This window comes from Vibrio bathopelagicus, from assembly GCF_014879975.1.
Lineage (GTDB): Bacteria > Pseudomonadota > Gammaproteobacteria > Enterobacterales > Vibrionaceae > Vibrio > Vibrio bathopelagicus.
In genome coordinates this window covers 1,767,851-1,782,246 of the sequence record NZ_CP062501.1, presented here as the reverse complement: position 1 = coordinate 1,782,246, position 14,396 = coordinate 1,767,851, and the positions used below count along the sequence as shown (strand labels likewise).

Below are 14,396 nucleotides of genomic sequence, written 5' to 3'. Positions count from 1 at the left end.
GATCACAATGTGGTCATCACGGCTTCGTTTTTTTGTTTACTTAGATTCTCTGCTTAACTAGCGTTCTGCTTATTTAGATGGCTGGTTAATTAAAGCCTTTCTAACGTGCTCTTATGAGCTTTGTTCGAGATGCGTTTTGGCTTCTTAACCGCTTTGATTGCTAGAGCTGGATCCCATGACTGACTTGGTGAGCCAGTTTCAGCATAGAGGCTTTGGTTGAGCTTGGTTAGCTCCGCTTCAATTGCTTCTAACGTTTCACCACTCAAGTCTGAGTTTTCTGTTTTCCATTGCTCAAACAACGTTCTCGTCATCACCCCATCTTTCGCTTTCAGCGCGGTAATCAGCGCTTCGGCTGTATCGGATTGATGTTCATCTTGGCGCTTTGGTTTTACTGTTGTGCCGCGGCGTGACCAGAAGTAGAAAGCAACTGTAGAACTGATTAACCACAAGGCAGCGAACAGCGCGGTTAGGTAAGGCCATATTCCAGGGGTATCAACGGTAACAATCGTCGGGCTGGCTTGTTTGGTTGGTGTTTCTGTCACAGGAGGCGGCGTGCTTGAGATCGCGCGATCACTTGCCTGAACCGACAACTCAAGTCCAAGAGCTTTACTGGTCTCTTGTGATTGCGAATCGGTGTTAAACCAAGTTTGAGAAACATCAGGCAGAGAGATGCCTCCAGATTCCTTAGGGATTAGAACCTGTTTATACACAACGATAGCATTACCGGATTGGGTAGTGCCAAATTGCGGTTTCTCTTCATAAACACGTACCGATTTAGGGTAGGTGATCTTCAGTTTTGGCAGTTGATGCTGGGTCAAGTTGCTGGCTGTCATTGTGATGGTACGAGTTAACGAATCACCTGCTTCCATTTCAATATTCTGCTTGTCGCCACCTAAAGTATTGCTATCTGTCAGCTCGTTGCCTTGGCTATCTGACCATTTCTGAATCAACTTGAAGTTCGATGTTGGTAACCACTCACCTTGATAGCCTTTTGGTATCGGATTTACTGTGACATCTAAGGTTTCAACAGGCGTGTCGAGCTGGAAAAGGCGCGTTGTGCTTGAGTTGTTGGTTGAGTAAACAACTGCACCAGTTAACTTTGGCCCTTGAAGCTGAAATTGTCCTGCTTGCTGTGACGATATATGGAAAGATTGCTGAACAACTGTGACTTCTTGTCCGTTGATAACATCTTGAAATTGTTTCGATTCGCCAATCGGCTCGACGTCTAATTTCGCTGAACTTGGTGGTGCAATTTTAGGATCTTGCAGTCTTCTAGGATCTGCCTTAATGATGAGTTTTACATCAAGCTCCGCGACCTCTTGAGGGTAGAGTGAGTCTTTACTGAGATTAAGTTGAAACTCGGCCATATCACTCTGCTTTGGAGCGGCTTTATTAACTGAAACGTTGATGGTGATAGGTTTAGTTTTAGCCCCTTTAATATCAAAGCTAGGAATATCTAATCGGCCTAATCGAAGTGGGGCAAGGGTAATATTCCATTCGCTAGACACAGTGCGGCTGCCATTTACGATTCGCATCGACGACCCAAAGCTTGGGGTGCCGACGTAGAAATCCTTCTGAAGGGGGGCTAGATCTAAAGCACCGGACGATACTTTTTCATCGGTCGCCACTCTAAGTAGGAAGACTTCATCTTTGGTAACACTGTTTTGCGAAACACTCGCAACAGCTGTCGCTGCTAATACAGAATATGACGAGAAAACACCGATTAGCAGTGTCAGTAGTATTGATAAAAATGGCTTGTTTAAAAATCGCATGGTTACCACTTTTTGTTTTGGTTGTTAGGAGCACTTTTTTGTCGTGCTTGTAGAATCATTTGCGCTTTAAGCAGTTGGCTCGGATCACGGGCGCTTTCTACTTGTTCAAGTTTTCGCATATCAGGATCGCTCGACATAGGTTGACCTGATACTTGTGCTGCAGCTTGTTGAGTGTTGTTATCACTGTCTTCCTTAGAAGCCTCTTGAGCTTGAGCAGTCTGAGATGCAGAGTCATCTTTGTCCTGTGACGGCCTACCTGCTTGATCCGCTTTGTTTTGTTGCACAGCTTGCTTGTCGTTTTCTTCATCCATCTTGGAATCAGAGCGGTTATCAGCTTGGCTTTGGTCAGTATTCTGATCTTGATTTTCACTTTGATCTTGTTTGTTGTTTTGATCTTGACCGCCGCTTTGACTTTGCGACTTGCCATTGTCAGCAGAGCTTTGTTGTTGATCCTGCGAGCTTTGCGAAGAATCATTTTGCTGACCTTGCTGACCTTGCTGACCTTGCTGGTTTTGGTCTTTGGACTCAGAATCGCCTTGCTGTTGCTGTTGCTGTTGCTGTTGCTGTTGCTGTTGCTGTTGCTGTTGCTTCTGAGCCTGTTCGACAATCTCTAGGTTCTTCTTCGCATAAGCATGTTCAGGGTTGCTTTCGAGAATACGTTGATACTCTTCAATTGCTTGGTCGTACTTGCCTTGCTTTGCTTGTGCATTGGCGAGGTTGTAGCGAGCATTTTCGTCAGTCAAACCTTGTAGTGTTTGTTCTGCAGCTTCGAAGTCACCCGCTTTGTATTGTGAGATGCCTTTCCACTCTTGTTGTTTGAATTGTTCAGCTGCTTGCTGGAAGTCCTCATCTTGATATAACTGATAACCCACCTGATCATCGGTTTTCCAAGGATTCGCAAACGCAGTATTCGGCTGGCTGAACGATACAAGCACAGCTAGGCCACACCAAATAACCCCTTTTCGAAATAGCCCAAGGGCAGGAAGTAACAAAAACGGCAATAACCAGAAACCATTGTTCACTCTGGTATTGAGCGAGTTATTGGTTTTAGTCACTTCTGATGTTGTAGCAATTCGGTCGAGATAACTTGCGATGTGTTCAACGTCTGAGTTATCAAATTGTACCTCAGTGAATGTGCCGCCAGAGCGACGAGTCAGGTCGCGCATATTGTCTAAGTTAGTTTTCGCAACCACGGTTTGCCCTGAATCTGTTTGCAGCATCGACCCGCTCGGTAGAGAGATCGGTGCGCCACTTTCCGTGCCTACAGCCAAGACCGATAATGTCCAATTGCTGCCAGAGAGTAGCGATTCGATCTCTTTCTTCTCTTGAGCATCGATATCATCGCCAATAAGTACCAGATCGCCTTTATAGATATGAGCACGAGTCATCATCTCGATCGCGAGTTTGACTGCTGATGCAGCATCTCCGCCTTGAAAGGGCATGATATCCGGAGAGAGATTAGGGACTAGGTTCTTAATGGTATTGATGTCTGACGTTAAAGGACTAATGGTGTAAGCATCGCCTGCGTAGGCGACCATTCCTGTTAGGCCTTCTTGCCATAATGAGAGCAGATCCAGAGCCTTGTATCGCGCTTGTGTTAAACGGTTCGGTTTAATATCGGTGGCATACATAGACATCGACATGTCCATAATCACAACTCGCGCCTGTGTTTTTTCAAAGCTTGGTTGTTCATTTTTTTCAAAGCTTGGTCCAGCTAGTGCAATCACACCTACTAACCACCAAATACCAAAGTAAGTACTTCGGTTTTTAGACGGCTTGCTCGATTCAGGAGCCAGATAGCGGGCGATATGTGACGCTAATAACCCTTGCTTCGATTGTCTTTTGCTAAGCCACCAAATAGCGGGCAGCGCGGCAAGAGCCAAGAACCAATAAGGGTAGATAAAAGTAAAGTTAGACATTGTTTCTCCTAATGGCTAACAGCATAAATGCGAAGAACATTGCCGCAGACAGTGGCCATACGAACCATTCTTGTTGCGGTCGCCATATCTTAGTGGCGTTGGTCACGGGCTCTAACTGATTGATGGTGTCGTAAATCGTTGCCAGTTCTTTGCTGTCTCGCGCTCGGAAGTACTGACCGCCAGTGCGTTTGGCAATTTCCATTAGGGTGCGTTCATCCAAGTCTTGAGCAGTATTGACCTTACGAGTCATGAAGAACTCTTTGACCATCATTTCACCCGCACCGACACCCACGGTGTAAATCGTCGCGTCGTACTTCTTAGCAATATCTGCGGCCTCTAGTGGATCTAATACGCCCGCAGTATTACTTCCGTCACTGAGTAGGATCATCACACGTTGAGGGGCATCGCTGTCAACAAAGGTTTTGGTGGCAAGGCCAATACCATCACCAATCGCGGTTTGATTACCAATCAGCCTTAGCACGGCTTGGTTGAGTTGCTGTGACAGAGTGTCTCTGTCCAAAGTCAGAGGCGTTTGCAGATAGGCGTGATCAGCAAATAACACCAGTCCAACTCGGTCGCCTTTTCGTCGCTCAATAAAGTCACTCAATACATGTTTCACGGCAGATAAGCGATCGATGTACTCGCCATTGAACTGCATGTCTTCTTGGCTCATGGAGTAGGAGAGGTCGACAACCAGCATCAAGTCTCGGTGTTTCGGCTGAAACTCAACCGGTTCACCGTACCAAACTGGGCGTGCCATCGCCGTTACCAATAAAAGCCAGATGATGATCGACAAGGCTTTGGGTAAGCGGCTGCTCGGTGTTTGGGTATTGCTGTCCTCGGGCAAAAACGGAAGCCTTAGAGCGCTGCTTGATTCTGATTTTGGTGAGAATAAGTAAACAAGGATCGGCAAGGGCGCTAGGAACAGCATCCACCACCAAACGAACTCCACATCTAGTAGACCTATATTTAGAAAATCACTCATAACGACCTCGTTTTGGAGGAAGGGCTTTACGAAGCCAGGTTTCGCAGTCATTAACCAATTGTTGTTGAGCCTTTTTCTGTTCGTCGCTCATTAGGGCTGCATCTTGGTAGAGCACTTGTTGCCATTGCGATTGCTTTGCGGCGAATAACGGCTTTGCCAATTGCGCATCTAAGAACGTCAACCAATCATCACCAGACAAGCCTGCCACTTTTTCGCGTGGGAAATAGCTCAGTGCTGCCTGACGAACGATGTCTTGAGCTTCGCTCGGAGACAAGGTATTTGAAGACTGACTATTACGAAAGCAAGCAAGTGCTTCGTTCTTCGCGTGCTGTTTTTTTTGTCTGCGTTTTACAATGAAAAGCACTAAGGCGATCACAACAATGGCCGTGATAATCACAGCCCACCAACCCCATGCCAAAGGCCACCATGACGGTGCGCTTGGCGTAATGATAGGGCTCAAGTCGAGAGGTTGATTCATGACTGAACTCCTGATACTTGGCTCATTAACGATTGCGCACAAGACAATGAACTGTATGGGATCGCGAGAGAAAGGCTCATTTTCATAAGCTGTTGTTGTTTCTGCTCAAATGCGTGACTGAGCTTTTCCTTTTCCCTGTTTGATGAAAAGTTAAACCATTGGGTTTTATTGCCATCGGTGATCTGTTTTGAACCTTTGAATGCAGTAACACCTTGTTCTAATGGATCGTAAAAATGCACTAAGCGAACTCGATTATGTCGACGTATTTGATTGATAAGTGAGTAATTACTTTCGTTATAACGAACAAAATCACTAAGCATAATGATATCGCTGCCTTTCGGGCAAAGCTGGTGAAGAGACTTCAATCCATGCTCTAAGGTTGTGTCGCTGTGATTGTCTTGGTTGGTCAGCGCTGCGTTATTGATTTCTATGACTTTTTGTAAAATACGCAGCGGAGCATGGTTGCTAGCACTTGGTTTAATCTCAATGATCTCTTGGCCAGTATCTATCACTGCGCCAATACGGTCTTTTTGAGCGACGGTTAACCAACAAAGTTGGCTGGCAAAGTGCGCGAGTTGAACTGATTTAAGCAGCAAGGTTGAGCCGAAAATCATACTGCTCGACAGATCTAAGAACAAAATCACAGGCTGTTCTCTTTCTTCAGAAAACAACTTGGTATGCGCTTTGCCAGTTCTCGCCGTGACGCGCCAATCAATGCTGCGGATATCGTCGCCCGCCTGATATTGGCGAACTTCAGAGAAATTCATTCCGCGCCCTTTGCGGTTGCTCTCGTGTTGGCCGTTAAGTTGTGACCAAAGGCTTCTGGCTGGAGGCAACCAGCGAACAGACTGCGCTTTGTATTGCAGTAGTTCGTCCAAATTTAACGTGACACCGTCACTATGGTTGGGTAATTGATTATTCATGCGCGTATCCCTATGCGCTACCAACCAGTGATATAAGGTGTGCGATCACTTGATTTGCAGTGACCCCTTCCGCTTGTGCGTGGTAGCTACGAAGCAGGCGGTGGCGTAATACAGGGAATGCCATCGCTTGAACATCTTGTGGAGTAACATAGTCGCGGCCAGCAAGCCAAGCATGAGCGCGGGCACAACGGTCTAACGCAATGGTTGCACGCGGGCTGACACCCATGTCTAACCATTGATCAAGTTGGTCGCTGTATTGCTTAGGTTGGCGAGTCGCCATAACCAGTCGAATAATGTACTGCTCGATGGTATCTGCCATGTGAGTGTTGAGCACTTCTTGGCGGGCTTCGAAGATAGTTTGTTGAGAAATAGGCTCTGGTTGAACAGGTTGATTGCCTTGCGCTTCGCCTCTGTTTAGGCGCAAGATCTCCAGCTCACTTTCCATGTCTGGATAAGCCACTTCTAAATGCAGCAAGAAACGGTCTAACTGAGCTTCTGGTAGCGGGTAAGTACCTTCTTGTTCAATTGGGTTTTGCGTTGCCATCACCAAAAACAGATCAGGTAGCGCATAGGTTTTTCGACCTGCGGTCACCTGTTTCTCGGCCATCGCTTCTAACATTGCTGCTTGTACTTTCGCCGGAGCACGGTTGATCTCATCCGCTAGAATAAGCGAGTTAAAAATAGGCCCAGATTGGAAAGTGAACTCTCCGGTTTCTGGACGGAAAATATCGGTACCAGTTAGGTCGGCAGGCAATAGATCGGGGGTAAATTGAATACGATGAAAATCTCCCTCGACACAGTCAGCCAGCGACTTTACCGCGCGGGTTTTTGCCAACCCTGGAGGCCCTTCGACAAGAATATGACCATCTGCCAATAAGGCGATCATCAGTTGCTTAACGAGCTCTTGCTGACCAATGATTTGAGACTCTAAGTAGTTTTGAAGGATTTCGAAGTTATTTTTATGCATTTTTGGACTCTCTGGGTACCATTTGATTCTTATTTTCAGTATTGGTCACTTATTAATAGGAAAAAGTTCCAGTACATCTACGTAATTTATTTTTCCAAAAATGGAATGATTTACAAGTGTTTAGCGAAAGTAACGTTAAGCTCAACGGTTTTACCATAGTCAGACTTAAAAGGCGTGCTTTAGTGTTAACCAAAAGTTGTCGTCTTCATCGGTATTTATCGCCATGCTCGTTTCTTTAGTAATGTTGTGACCCACTTGAGTGACGAGTTCAAATAAGCGAATCTTTCGTCCATTTACGCTGTAGGTATATTGGGGCACCAAGTTGACGAACCAGTCGTCGGCGACTTGCCAGCGAATAAAGGTATACAAGGTCACAATCGATGTATCTGGAAACAGCATCTTTCGAGCTTGCTTATCGTCTGTCCACGTTTCGCCATATAGAAGGGCAGGGTTAATCCTAAGTTTCTCTGAGATAGGGATTATCTGGATGGCGCCAACAGAAGCTCGGTTAACGGGAATCGCATTGGCATTGTTGCGCTGCATATCGACAAACAACCCCGTTCCACTTTGTTTATAGATCGAAAAGTGGCGTAGATGTACGGTTTCAAAATCGTCTTTAAATTGAATGAAGCTGTTGTGACCCAATGCACTGTCGGGGCTGTTGAATCCAAATTGCGCGATGGCACCATATCCATTGGTCCCTGTTCGTATTCCCAGAAATGAGCTCAGCGCGGTAGGATCGTCTAGGTCTTCTATTTGTCCTTGCTCTGGTTTTAGTTCTGGTTCGAGTTCTTCTGTTTGCGCTGCTTGTGTCGGTATAAGAATAGACATGAGCGACAACAATGATAGTAGTTTAAGTAGCATGGCAACCTCAGAAAATTGATGGTATTCGGTCATAGATGGCAGGCGGGGAACCTGCCATTTCATAGTTTTATTAATTGGTTATTCAGCTGGAGAGGACTACCCTGAGCAAGGGATCATCAGCTCGAAGTTGTTGGTCGTGGTATAGAAGGTTCTTGGGTAGTATTCCCCCATCACCGGGGCGATATCTTTGTCTTGCTGGATGTTTTGGATGGCGTGGCTAAACTCCGGCGCTGCGAGCATGTGACGGATTTGAACAATCGATGCATCTTCATCAATAATGCCATCACCATCGTCTGCCATTGGTAACCAACCTACGCCACATTGGGCAAAAGCGTTACGTGGCCTGTCGGCGGCGCGACTCACGGCGACAGTGTAATACCCGTCTTTGTCCACCGGAATAGCTTCATCGTAAAGGCAGTCGTTGACTTTGGTTACAGCGAAGCCTTTATTCGAGCAGACCGACCAATAACGAAGGTCACCTTTGGTCATCTTTTTAACGCCATGGAAAGTTTTTGGCGTCACAGGTGCTTTCGCTCTGAGGACAAATACAGGGCCATGTTTGCGATTGACGACGGTTCTAATGTAATTGTTATCAAGGTTGGGGTAGAAGCCACCCGTGCTACGGCGAGCTTCAGGATTGACTTTCCCAGTGTAGATGCCTAACAAGCTTTCTCGGTCGAGTTGAATGTGCCAAGTCGATGGGTTGGTCGCGGGGAAGCCTGCTGGCTTGTTGGGTTGTGACACCAGTTCTCGATATTTCTCTACAGGGATCCCCAATGCATTTAATTGAGCTTTTAACGGTTGTGTACTTTGCAGAGAATCACACGCTTCTTGCCCGCGAAGTTCCTTTCCTGAAGCTAGAGTGACGACTGGCTGAGGTAATGCTGTATTCCCAGTGCCATCACTGTTTTCGTCTTTTGCGTAGATACGGTAAATGATCACCTGCTGATTAGCTGAAGATTTCGGCGTGTGCAGTTCATCCATTTCTGCACCATCACGTATTTGGCCTGCGGTGTAATCTGTTTTTGGTTGAGAGTCGAGAATATTGACTTGATAGCTTCTAAGAACGCTGTCGCGCTGGCTGCCTTCTCTGAAAGGGTTCACGCTGCTTTGGTTGGGTTTTATCATATAGTCGGGTAAAGATTGCACCGGTCTTCCACGGTCATCATAGCTAATGAACGACATGTAGCGAGAATGTGGGAATTGCCCTTCTAACCTGAGCTTGGCACCATCAGGTACAGTAAAAGCTGATCCCCAATACTTAACTGCTGCATCGGGGTAGGCAACGTTGATATACGGGTCAGCAGAGACGGGACCATAACGGAAGAAACACGTTCTTTCTCCTGGGATCCCTTCAAATTTATCATTGGCTGCTGAGATAGAACTCCAGCTAGCACAGGTAATTAAAACTGTTGCTACAGAGCCTTTAAAGAGCCAACGACTCAATGTATTTACGCATGGCATTTGCATTTTTTAATCCTCGTTTCACGACCTTGTGGTGTTTCCTAATACTTATGTTTGATTAATTGTTAATTTACCTGTAACAATTAATTAACAAATTATCAGGAGCGAGTTGAGAACAATGTGTAAAATCTTACATTCTAGTTTCGTGCCTACGATGAGTAGTGAAGAACAACATTCGATGCTGGAGATGGTGTTAAGAAATGATCCCACGCTAAATCAGTTAGACCCGAAGGCTATTGAGGAAATAGTTGGAGCCGCAAAAATAGAAACCTATAAGGTTCCAACATTGCTCAATTCCGCCTATACCGCTGTCGATACCATGCGACTTGTCGTTAAGGGACACATTGAACTGATGAGTTACAGTGAAAGTGGCGATGAGGCGTGTATTGCCATGCTAGGTCCGAGCAGTTGGCTGACATGGATAGGGTGTTTTGAAGACCAACCGACGAATCACAATTTTTACTCTTCATCTGATGCGATTGTCGTCGCCATTCCCGTTAAAAAAATGAGAGATATCGCAGATCGTTATCCTGAACTCTATAAAATAGCGATTCGTGAAATCAGCTTTCGTTTTCGACTTTTGATGGAGTGGACGACGGAGTCCGTGCTGCTAAAAAATGAATTTCGTGTCGCTAAATTACTCCTGTTAGTCAGTCGTTTAAATGGAATGCCTAACGAGTTAAATCCCATTTTGTATACCCAAGATAAATTGGCACATCTATCGCGATGTACGCGTCAAACGCTAAGTCGCTCTCTCCAGCAACTGGCGAAAGAAGGCATGATTGAAATAGGTTATCGCCGTATTGATATCATCAATGAAGGAAAGCTGAATACATTCATTTCTGAAGGGTTAGCTAGGTGAAACTGGCAAAACAGATAGCAGCAATAAATAATTAAAGGCGCCATATTTATACTGATAATTGATATCTCAGGGGGAATCGATTCAGTTGTTACATCATATTTGCAGATTTTTGCGAGAATCCTCTCTAGTTTTATCGGTTTTGGCCGATACATCACTCAGATTGTGCATTGCTGATTGGAGTGCACTAAAAAAGTCCTGTTCAGGGTACACAAATAACGAGCGATTCTTTTAAAGGTCCAAATATGTTGAAAACTAACTCTCTGAGTATTAAGCAAAAGGTTGTACTTGGAATTACTTTTGCGGTTCTGGCTTCTACGGTCATTGTCGGTGCGATGGCACAGCAACAAGCAAGAGACGTATTGAGTCATCGATTGGTTGATATTGAGCTTCCTGGAATGCTAGAGCGAATCAATGGTGAAATTGACCGTGAGGTCTCTCAACTATTGTTAGCAGCGGAGCAAATTGCTTCAAATGAATTTATTTCTGATGCGATTGAATCAACAGACCGCGATCCTGCGTTAGAAAGCAAGTTGGTTAAGCAGCTAAACAACGTTCGTAATCAATACAAACTGAACGATGCTTCAGTCGCGAACCGTCAAACAGCTTACTATTGGAACCAAGATGGTTTCCTACGTCAGCTTAACCAACAACAAGATGGTTGGTTCTTTGGCTTTACACAATCTGGACAGCCAACCATGGTGAGCATGTTCCAAGAAGCCAATGGTGATGTGAAAATGTTCGCTAACTACCAACAGCCTTCTGGTTTGGCGATGTCGGGTCTGTCAAAATCGATGGATGACATGGTTAACCTACTGAACGGTTTCAAGATTGAAAATACGGGTTTTGTATTTTTGACTGATAGCCAAGGTGATGTACAAATTCACCGTGAGCGTTCTCGCAGTGACTCTTCACTTCAACAACTTTATGGCCCTCAATCAAGCCAGCTACTGAATAAGTCGGGCTTCAACCTGATTACCACTGAAAGCCAAGGACAAGAGCTATTCGTCGCGAGTCTTTATGTGTCATCAATGGATTGGTTTGTGATTGGTGTGGTTCCAACTGGTGAAGTATTTGCTGAGCTTGATGCGACTGCGCAAAAGATGCTGATCATGACAGCGGTTGTGGCTTTAGTGTTTATCCTAATGGGTGTCGTGCTAGCAAACAGCATTACCCAACCGATTAAACTTCTGGCTAAACGTTTCGGTGACCTTGGCGAAGGCGATGGCGATCTTGCGCAGCGTATTGAAGTAAAAGGCAACGATGAAATCGCACAGCTTTCTAAGGGCTTTAACGGATTCATTGAGAAGATTCACGAGTCGATGAAAGAAGTATGCTCGACAAGCCAAGCGCTGCAAGTGGCGGCGGAAAGTGTTTCTAACAAAGCACACATTACCCATGACAACAGCCAAGAGCAACGTGACCAAACGCTTCAAGTGGTGGCTGCAATCAACCAAATGGGTATGACCATCAGTGAAATTGCATCAAACGCGGCGACAGCAGCTGAAACGGCAACGCAAGCTTCGGGCAATACTGAAGTGGGTCGTTCTGTTGTAAACAAAGCAAAAGACGCGATCAGTCGTTTGGCTCAAGATATCGAAAGCACAGGTCAAGTGGTTGAACAGCTAGCTTCAACAACTCAAGACATCGGCTCCATTCTCGGTGTTATCCGTGATATTTCAGAGCAAACCAACTTACTCGCACTGAACGCAGCGATTGAAGCTGCGCGTGCCGGTGAGCAAGGCCGTGGCTTTGCCGTGGTAGCCGATGAAGTTCGTAACCTCGCAAGTCGCACAGCAGATTCAACGGAAGAGATTCAGAAGATGATCAACCAACTGCAAAGTGATGCGAAAGATGCGGTAACCGCAATGAGTGCCGGTAAAGTGATTACGCTTGAGGGCGTATCAGCATCGGATGAAGCGGTAGACGTGCTGGGTGGTATCTCAGACCGTATCGTAGACATCACCGACCGTAACACTCAAGTGGCAACGGCAACGGAAGAGCAATCAACCGTAGTCCACACCATCAACCAGAACATTGAAGAGATCAACGCAATCAATGAAGTGACAACCGGTACCGCTGAGCAGCTTGCTGAAGCGAGTCAAGAGCTTCGAGACCTTTCTTCACGTCTCGATAAGATGGTTGGTTCATTTAAGCTTTAATCCCTTCAAGCTGTAACATGGCTTAGAAAGGGACATAGACTAAGAGCTGGATTCATTTAATCGTGAATCCAGCTCTTCTTATTTACGGGCCTGTTTTCTTCTAACTGGCCTTAGCTTGATCTGGTTTCGGGCTTTGCACTTAATCGCTCTAGCATCACAGAGCGTAAATGAGTAAAATCTGATTAGGTTTAATATTTAGGTAAGTATCATGAGCGATTTTGAAAAAGAACTAGAGCAGATGACTCAAGAGATGGGCGATGAGCCAGAAGTAAAACTGCCATCAATTGAAGAGCAAAAAGCGATCGTTGCTGAATTTAAGCGACTAGAAGCGGAAGGCAAACTAACACCAGAAGTGTTAGAAAAGCATTTTGGCCAGTTCAACAAAACAAGTGATACGCCAATCCACTAAGTTTCAGCAGGGTCAACCTATATCGTTTAGATAGGGTGGCTTTTAGCTCAAACCGATAAAGGTCTAGCATCTGCTAGGCCTTTTTTATTGTCGATCGTTAAAAGATGAATGAGAGCGGATCTAAGCGAGTAGACCTTGCCGAATGAAAAAATCCCCCTTACAAGATAAGAGGGATTCGATATGGGCAAGTTATATCTTAAAAAGGCGAACCGACTAGTCAGTACCGTACTCTTTGTACAAGCGACGACATGCGCGACCATCGCTGTGGAACAAGTGACAACGGTGTGCAGGAATACCAATCGACAACTTGTCACCAGATTCGATTGTCAACGTGTCTGGCTGGCGATAGATAACGTCAGCATCGGCACTTTCAAGGTTTAGGTAAACCTGAGTTTCGTTACCTAGCTTCTCAACCATCATCACTTCAGCTTCAATCGTCGCATCACCTGTTTCAGCAGACAACAAGTGTTCAGGACGAACGCCCAGAGACATACGGTCACCAGCATTTACAGTGGTACCATCTACTGGGATCCAGAAAGTCATGCCGTTTGAAAGTTGTACCAATACGCGTTCAGCTTCAGCTTGTTCGATGTGAACCGACATGAAGTTCATCTTAGGTGATCCAATAAAGCCAGCAACGAAACGGTTTTGAGGGTAGTGGTATAGGTCAAGTGGCTTACCGACTTGAGATACGTAACCACCATCAAGAACAACAATCTTATCGGCCATTGTCATCGCTTCCACTTGGTCGTGGGTAACGTAGATCATGGTACAACCAAGTTGACGCTGTAGCTTAGTGATTTGTGAACGCATTTGAACACGCAGCGCAGCATCTAGGTTAGATAGAGGCTCATCAAGTAAGAATACGTTTGGTTGAGAAACTAGAGTACGACCAATCGCAACACGCTGACGTTGACCACCAGACAATGCTTTAGGTTGACGCTCTAGAAGGTGACCAAGCTGAAGGATTTCTGCAGCATGTTCAACACGTTTATCAATTTCAGCTTTGTTAGCGTTTGCTAGCTTTAGGCCAAAAGACATGTTGTCGTAAAGGTTAAGGTGAGGGTAAAGCGCGTAAGACTGGAATACCATACCTACGCCACGCTTCGAAGGCTCAACGTCATTCATGCGTTGGTCGCCAATGTACAAATCACCAGACGTAATGTCTTCTAGACCTGCGATACAGCGTAATAGCGTCGATTTACCACAACCTGATGGTCCAACGAATACTACGAACTCACCTTCGTTGATGTCTAAGGTTACGTCCTTAGAAATCTGTACATCACCATATGATTTATAAACGTTTTTTAACGTGACACTCGCCATCTAGCTAGTCCTCGATCGATCAAATTTTAAGTTTTACTGCTTATCATTATAAGAAATTTTTGGGTCAGCAGTAACTGTAGGAATTGGTAAGTATTGAATGAGTAAGAAAAAAAGTGGGTGAGACTTGGATTCTTTAACCAAGCCCACCCGTCATAGCCAAACTGGTGCCTATTTCCCCCACATCCAGCTAAATCTCCCCCGTGATTCAATCACAGATTTAGCTCGATGCTTAATAAAGACAACAGCGGGCAGTGAAGCCAACTAAATG

At 45.5% G+C, this 14,396-nt stretch carries 12 protein-coding genes; 3 read left to right on the top strand and 9 right to left on the bottom strand.

Translation table 11 applies throughout. The features are described from left to right. Positions 1 to 89: 89 nt before the first annotated feature. The 8 genes from IHV80_RS24145 to IHV80_RS24110 all read right to left on the bottom strand — a co-directional run bounded on the left by IHV80_RS24145 (position 90) and on the right by IHV80_RS24110 (position 9,378). Complete coding sequence (locus IHV80_RS24145) at positions 90 to 1,772, bottom strand: BatD family protein (RefSeq protein WP_192891309.1); 1,683 nt, start codon at positions 1,770 to 1,772, stop codon at positions 90 to 92. Positions 1,773 to 1,774: 2 nt separating this feature from the next. Next, positions 1,775 to 3,691 (bottom strand): VWA domain-containing protein, encoded by a 1,917-nt coding sequence (locus tag IHV80_RS24140; protein ID WP_192891308.1) that lies wholly within the window; start codon positions 3,689 to 3,691, stop codon positions 1,775 to 1,777. Beyond that, on the bottom strand, positions 3,684 to 4,676 hold the full coding sequence (locus IHV80_RS24135) for a vWA domain-containing protein (RefSeq protein ID WP_192891307.1): 993 nt from the start codon (positions 4,674 to 4,676) through the stop codon (positions 3,684 to 3,686). The genes IHV80_RS24140 and IHV80_RS24135 overlap by 8 nt, the downstream gene beginning before the upstream one ends. Further along, positions 4,669 to 5,154, bottom strand: coding sequence for a DUF4381 domain-containing protein (locus IHV80_RS24130; protein ID WP_192891306.1), 486 nt, complete (start codon positions 5,152 to 5,154; stop codon positions 4,669 to 4,671). Before IHV80_RS24130 ends, IHV80_RS24135 begins: the two co-directional genes overlap by 8 nt. Continuing rightward, positions 5,151 to 6,077 (bottom strand): DUF58 domain-containing protein, encoded by a 927-nt coding sequence (locus IHV80_RS24125; protein WP_192891305.1) that lies wholly within the window; start codon positions 6,075 to 6,077, stop codon positions 5,151 to 5,153. Before IHV80_RS24125 ends, IHV80_RS24130 begins: the two co-directional genes overlap by 4 nt. Before the next feature lie 10 nt (positions 6,078 to 6,087). After that, the gene (locus IHV80_RS24120; RefSeq protein ID WP_192891304.1) at positions 6,088 to 7,044 is read right to left on the bottom strand and encodes an AAA family ATPase; all 957 of its coding nucleotides are present in this window, start codon (positions 7,042 to 7,044) and stop codon (positions 6,088 to 6,090) included. Between the two features lie 165 nt (positions 7,045 to 7,209). Continuing rightward, entirely contained in the window at positions 7,210 to 7,875 is a 666-nt protein-coding gene (locus tag IHV80_RS24115) for a hypothetical protein (protein ID WP_226088546.1), read from the bottom strand. A 129-nt stretch (positions 7,876 to 8,004) separates the two neighbouring features. Next, positions 8,005 to 9,378: a hypothetical protein gene (locus IHV80_RS24110; protein ID WP_192891302.1), complete on the bottom strand. Its 1,374-nt coding sequence runs from the start codon at positions 9,376 to 9,378 to the stop codon at positions 8,005 to 8,007. Between the two features lie 148 nt (positions 9,379 to 9,526). On the opposite strand from IHV80_RS24110, the gene IHV80_RS24105 reads away from it, so the two are divergent. The 3 genes from IHV80_RS24105 to IHV80_RS24095 all read left to right on the top strand — a co-directional run bounded on the left by IHV80_RS24105 (position 9,527) and on the right by IHV80_RS24095 (position 12,802). Further along, the gene (locus tag IHV80_RS24105; protein ID WP_226088545.1) at positions 9,527 to 10,234 is read left to right on the top strand and encodes a Crp/Fnr family transcriptional regulator; all 708 of its coding nucleotides are present in this window, start codon (positions 9,527 to 9,529) and stop codon (positions 10,232 to 10,234) included. Between the two features lie 242 nt (positions 10,235 to 10,476). Further along, entirely contained in the window at positions 10,477 to 12,393 is a 1,917-nt protein-coding gene (locus IHV80_RS24100; protein ID WP_192891300.1) for a methyl-accepting chemotaxis protein, read from the top strand. A gap of 208 nt (positions 12,394 to 12,601) precedes the next feature. Continuing rightward, the gene (locus IHV80_RS24095; protein WP_004732016.1) at positions 12,602 to 12,802 is read left to right on the top strand and encodes a restriction endonuclease subunit S domain-containing protein; all 201 of its coding nucleotides are present in this window, start codon (positions 12,602 to 12,604) and stop codon (positions 12,800 to 12,802) included. A gap of 213 nt (positions 12,803 to 13,015) precedes the next feature. Here the strand turns inward: IHV80_RS24095 and malK are convergent, their stop codons facing one another. After that, on the bottom strand, positions 13,016 to 14,128 hold the full coding sequence (gene malK / locus IHV80_RS24090; protein WP_192891299.1) for a maltose/maltodextrin ABC transporter ATP-binding protein MalK: 1,113 nt from the start codon (positions 14,126 to 14,128) through the stop codon (positions 13,016 to 13,018). Between the last annotated feature and the right edge of the window lie 268 nt (positions 14,129 to 14,396).

What these genes read in the sequence shown, in the direction of transcription:
- IHV80_RS24125 (WP_192891305.1), bottom strand. Translation starts at nt 6,077, where the DNA reads ATGAATAATCAATTACCCAACCATAGTGACGGTGTCACGTTAAATTTG.
- IHV80_RS24140 (WP_192891308.1), bottom strand. Translation starts at nt 3,691, where the DNA reads ATGTCTAACTTTACTTTTATCTACCCTTATTGGTTCTTGGCTCTTGCC.
- malK (WP_192891299.1), bottom strand. Translation starts at nt 14,128, where the DNA reads ATGGCGAGTGTCACGTTAAAAAACGTTTATAAATCATATGGTGATGTA.
- IHV80_RS24095 (WP_004732016.1), top strand. Translation starts at nt 12,602, where the DNA reads ATGAGCGATTTTGAAAAAGAACTAGAGCAGATGACTCAAGAGATGGGC.
- IHV80_RS24100 (WP_192891300.1), top strand. Translation starts at nt 10,477, where the DNA reads ATGTTGAAAACTAACTCTCTGAGTATTAAGCAAAAGGTTGTACTTGGA.
- IHV80_RS24130 (WP_192891306.1), bottom strand. Translation starts at nt 5,154, where the DNA reads ATGAATCAACCTCTCGACTTGAGCCCTATCATTACGCCAAGCGCACCG.
- IHV80_RS24115 (WP_226088546.1), bottom strand. Translation starts at nt 7,875, where the DNA reads ATGTCTATTCTTATACCGACACAAGCAGCGCAAACAGAAGAACTCGAA.
- IHV80_RS24105 (WP_226088545.1), top strand. Translation starts at nt 9,527, where the DNA reads ATGAGTAGTGAAGAACAACATTCGATGCTGGAGATGGTGTTAAGAAAT.
- IHV80_RS24135 (WP_192891307.1), bottom strand. Translation starts at nt 4,676, where the DNA reads ATGAGTGATTTTCTAAATATAGGTCTACTAGATGTGGAGTTCGTTTGG.
- IHV80_RS24145 (WP_192891309.1), bottom strand. Translation starts at nt 1,772, where the DNA reads ATGCGATTTTTAAACAAGCCATTTTTATCAATACTACTGACACTGCTA.
- IHV80_RS24120 (WP_192891304.1), bottom strand. Translation starts at nt 7,044, where the DNA reads ATGCATAAAAATAACTTCGAAATCCTTCAAAACTACTTAGAGTCTCAA.
- IHV80_RS24110 (WP_192891302.1), bottom strand. Translation starts at nt 9,378, where the DNA reads ATGCAAATGCCATGCGTAAATACATTGAGTCGTTGGCTCTTTAAAGGC.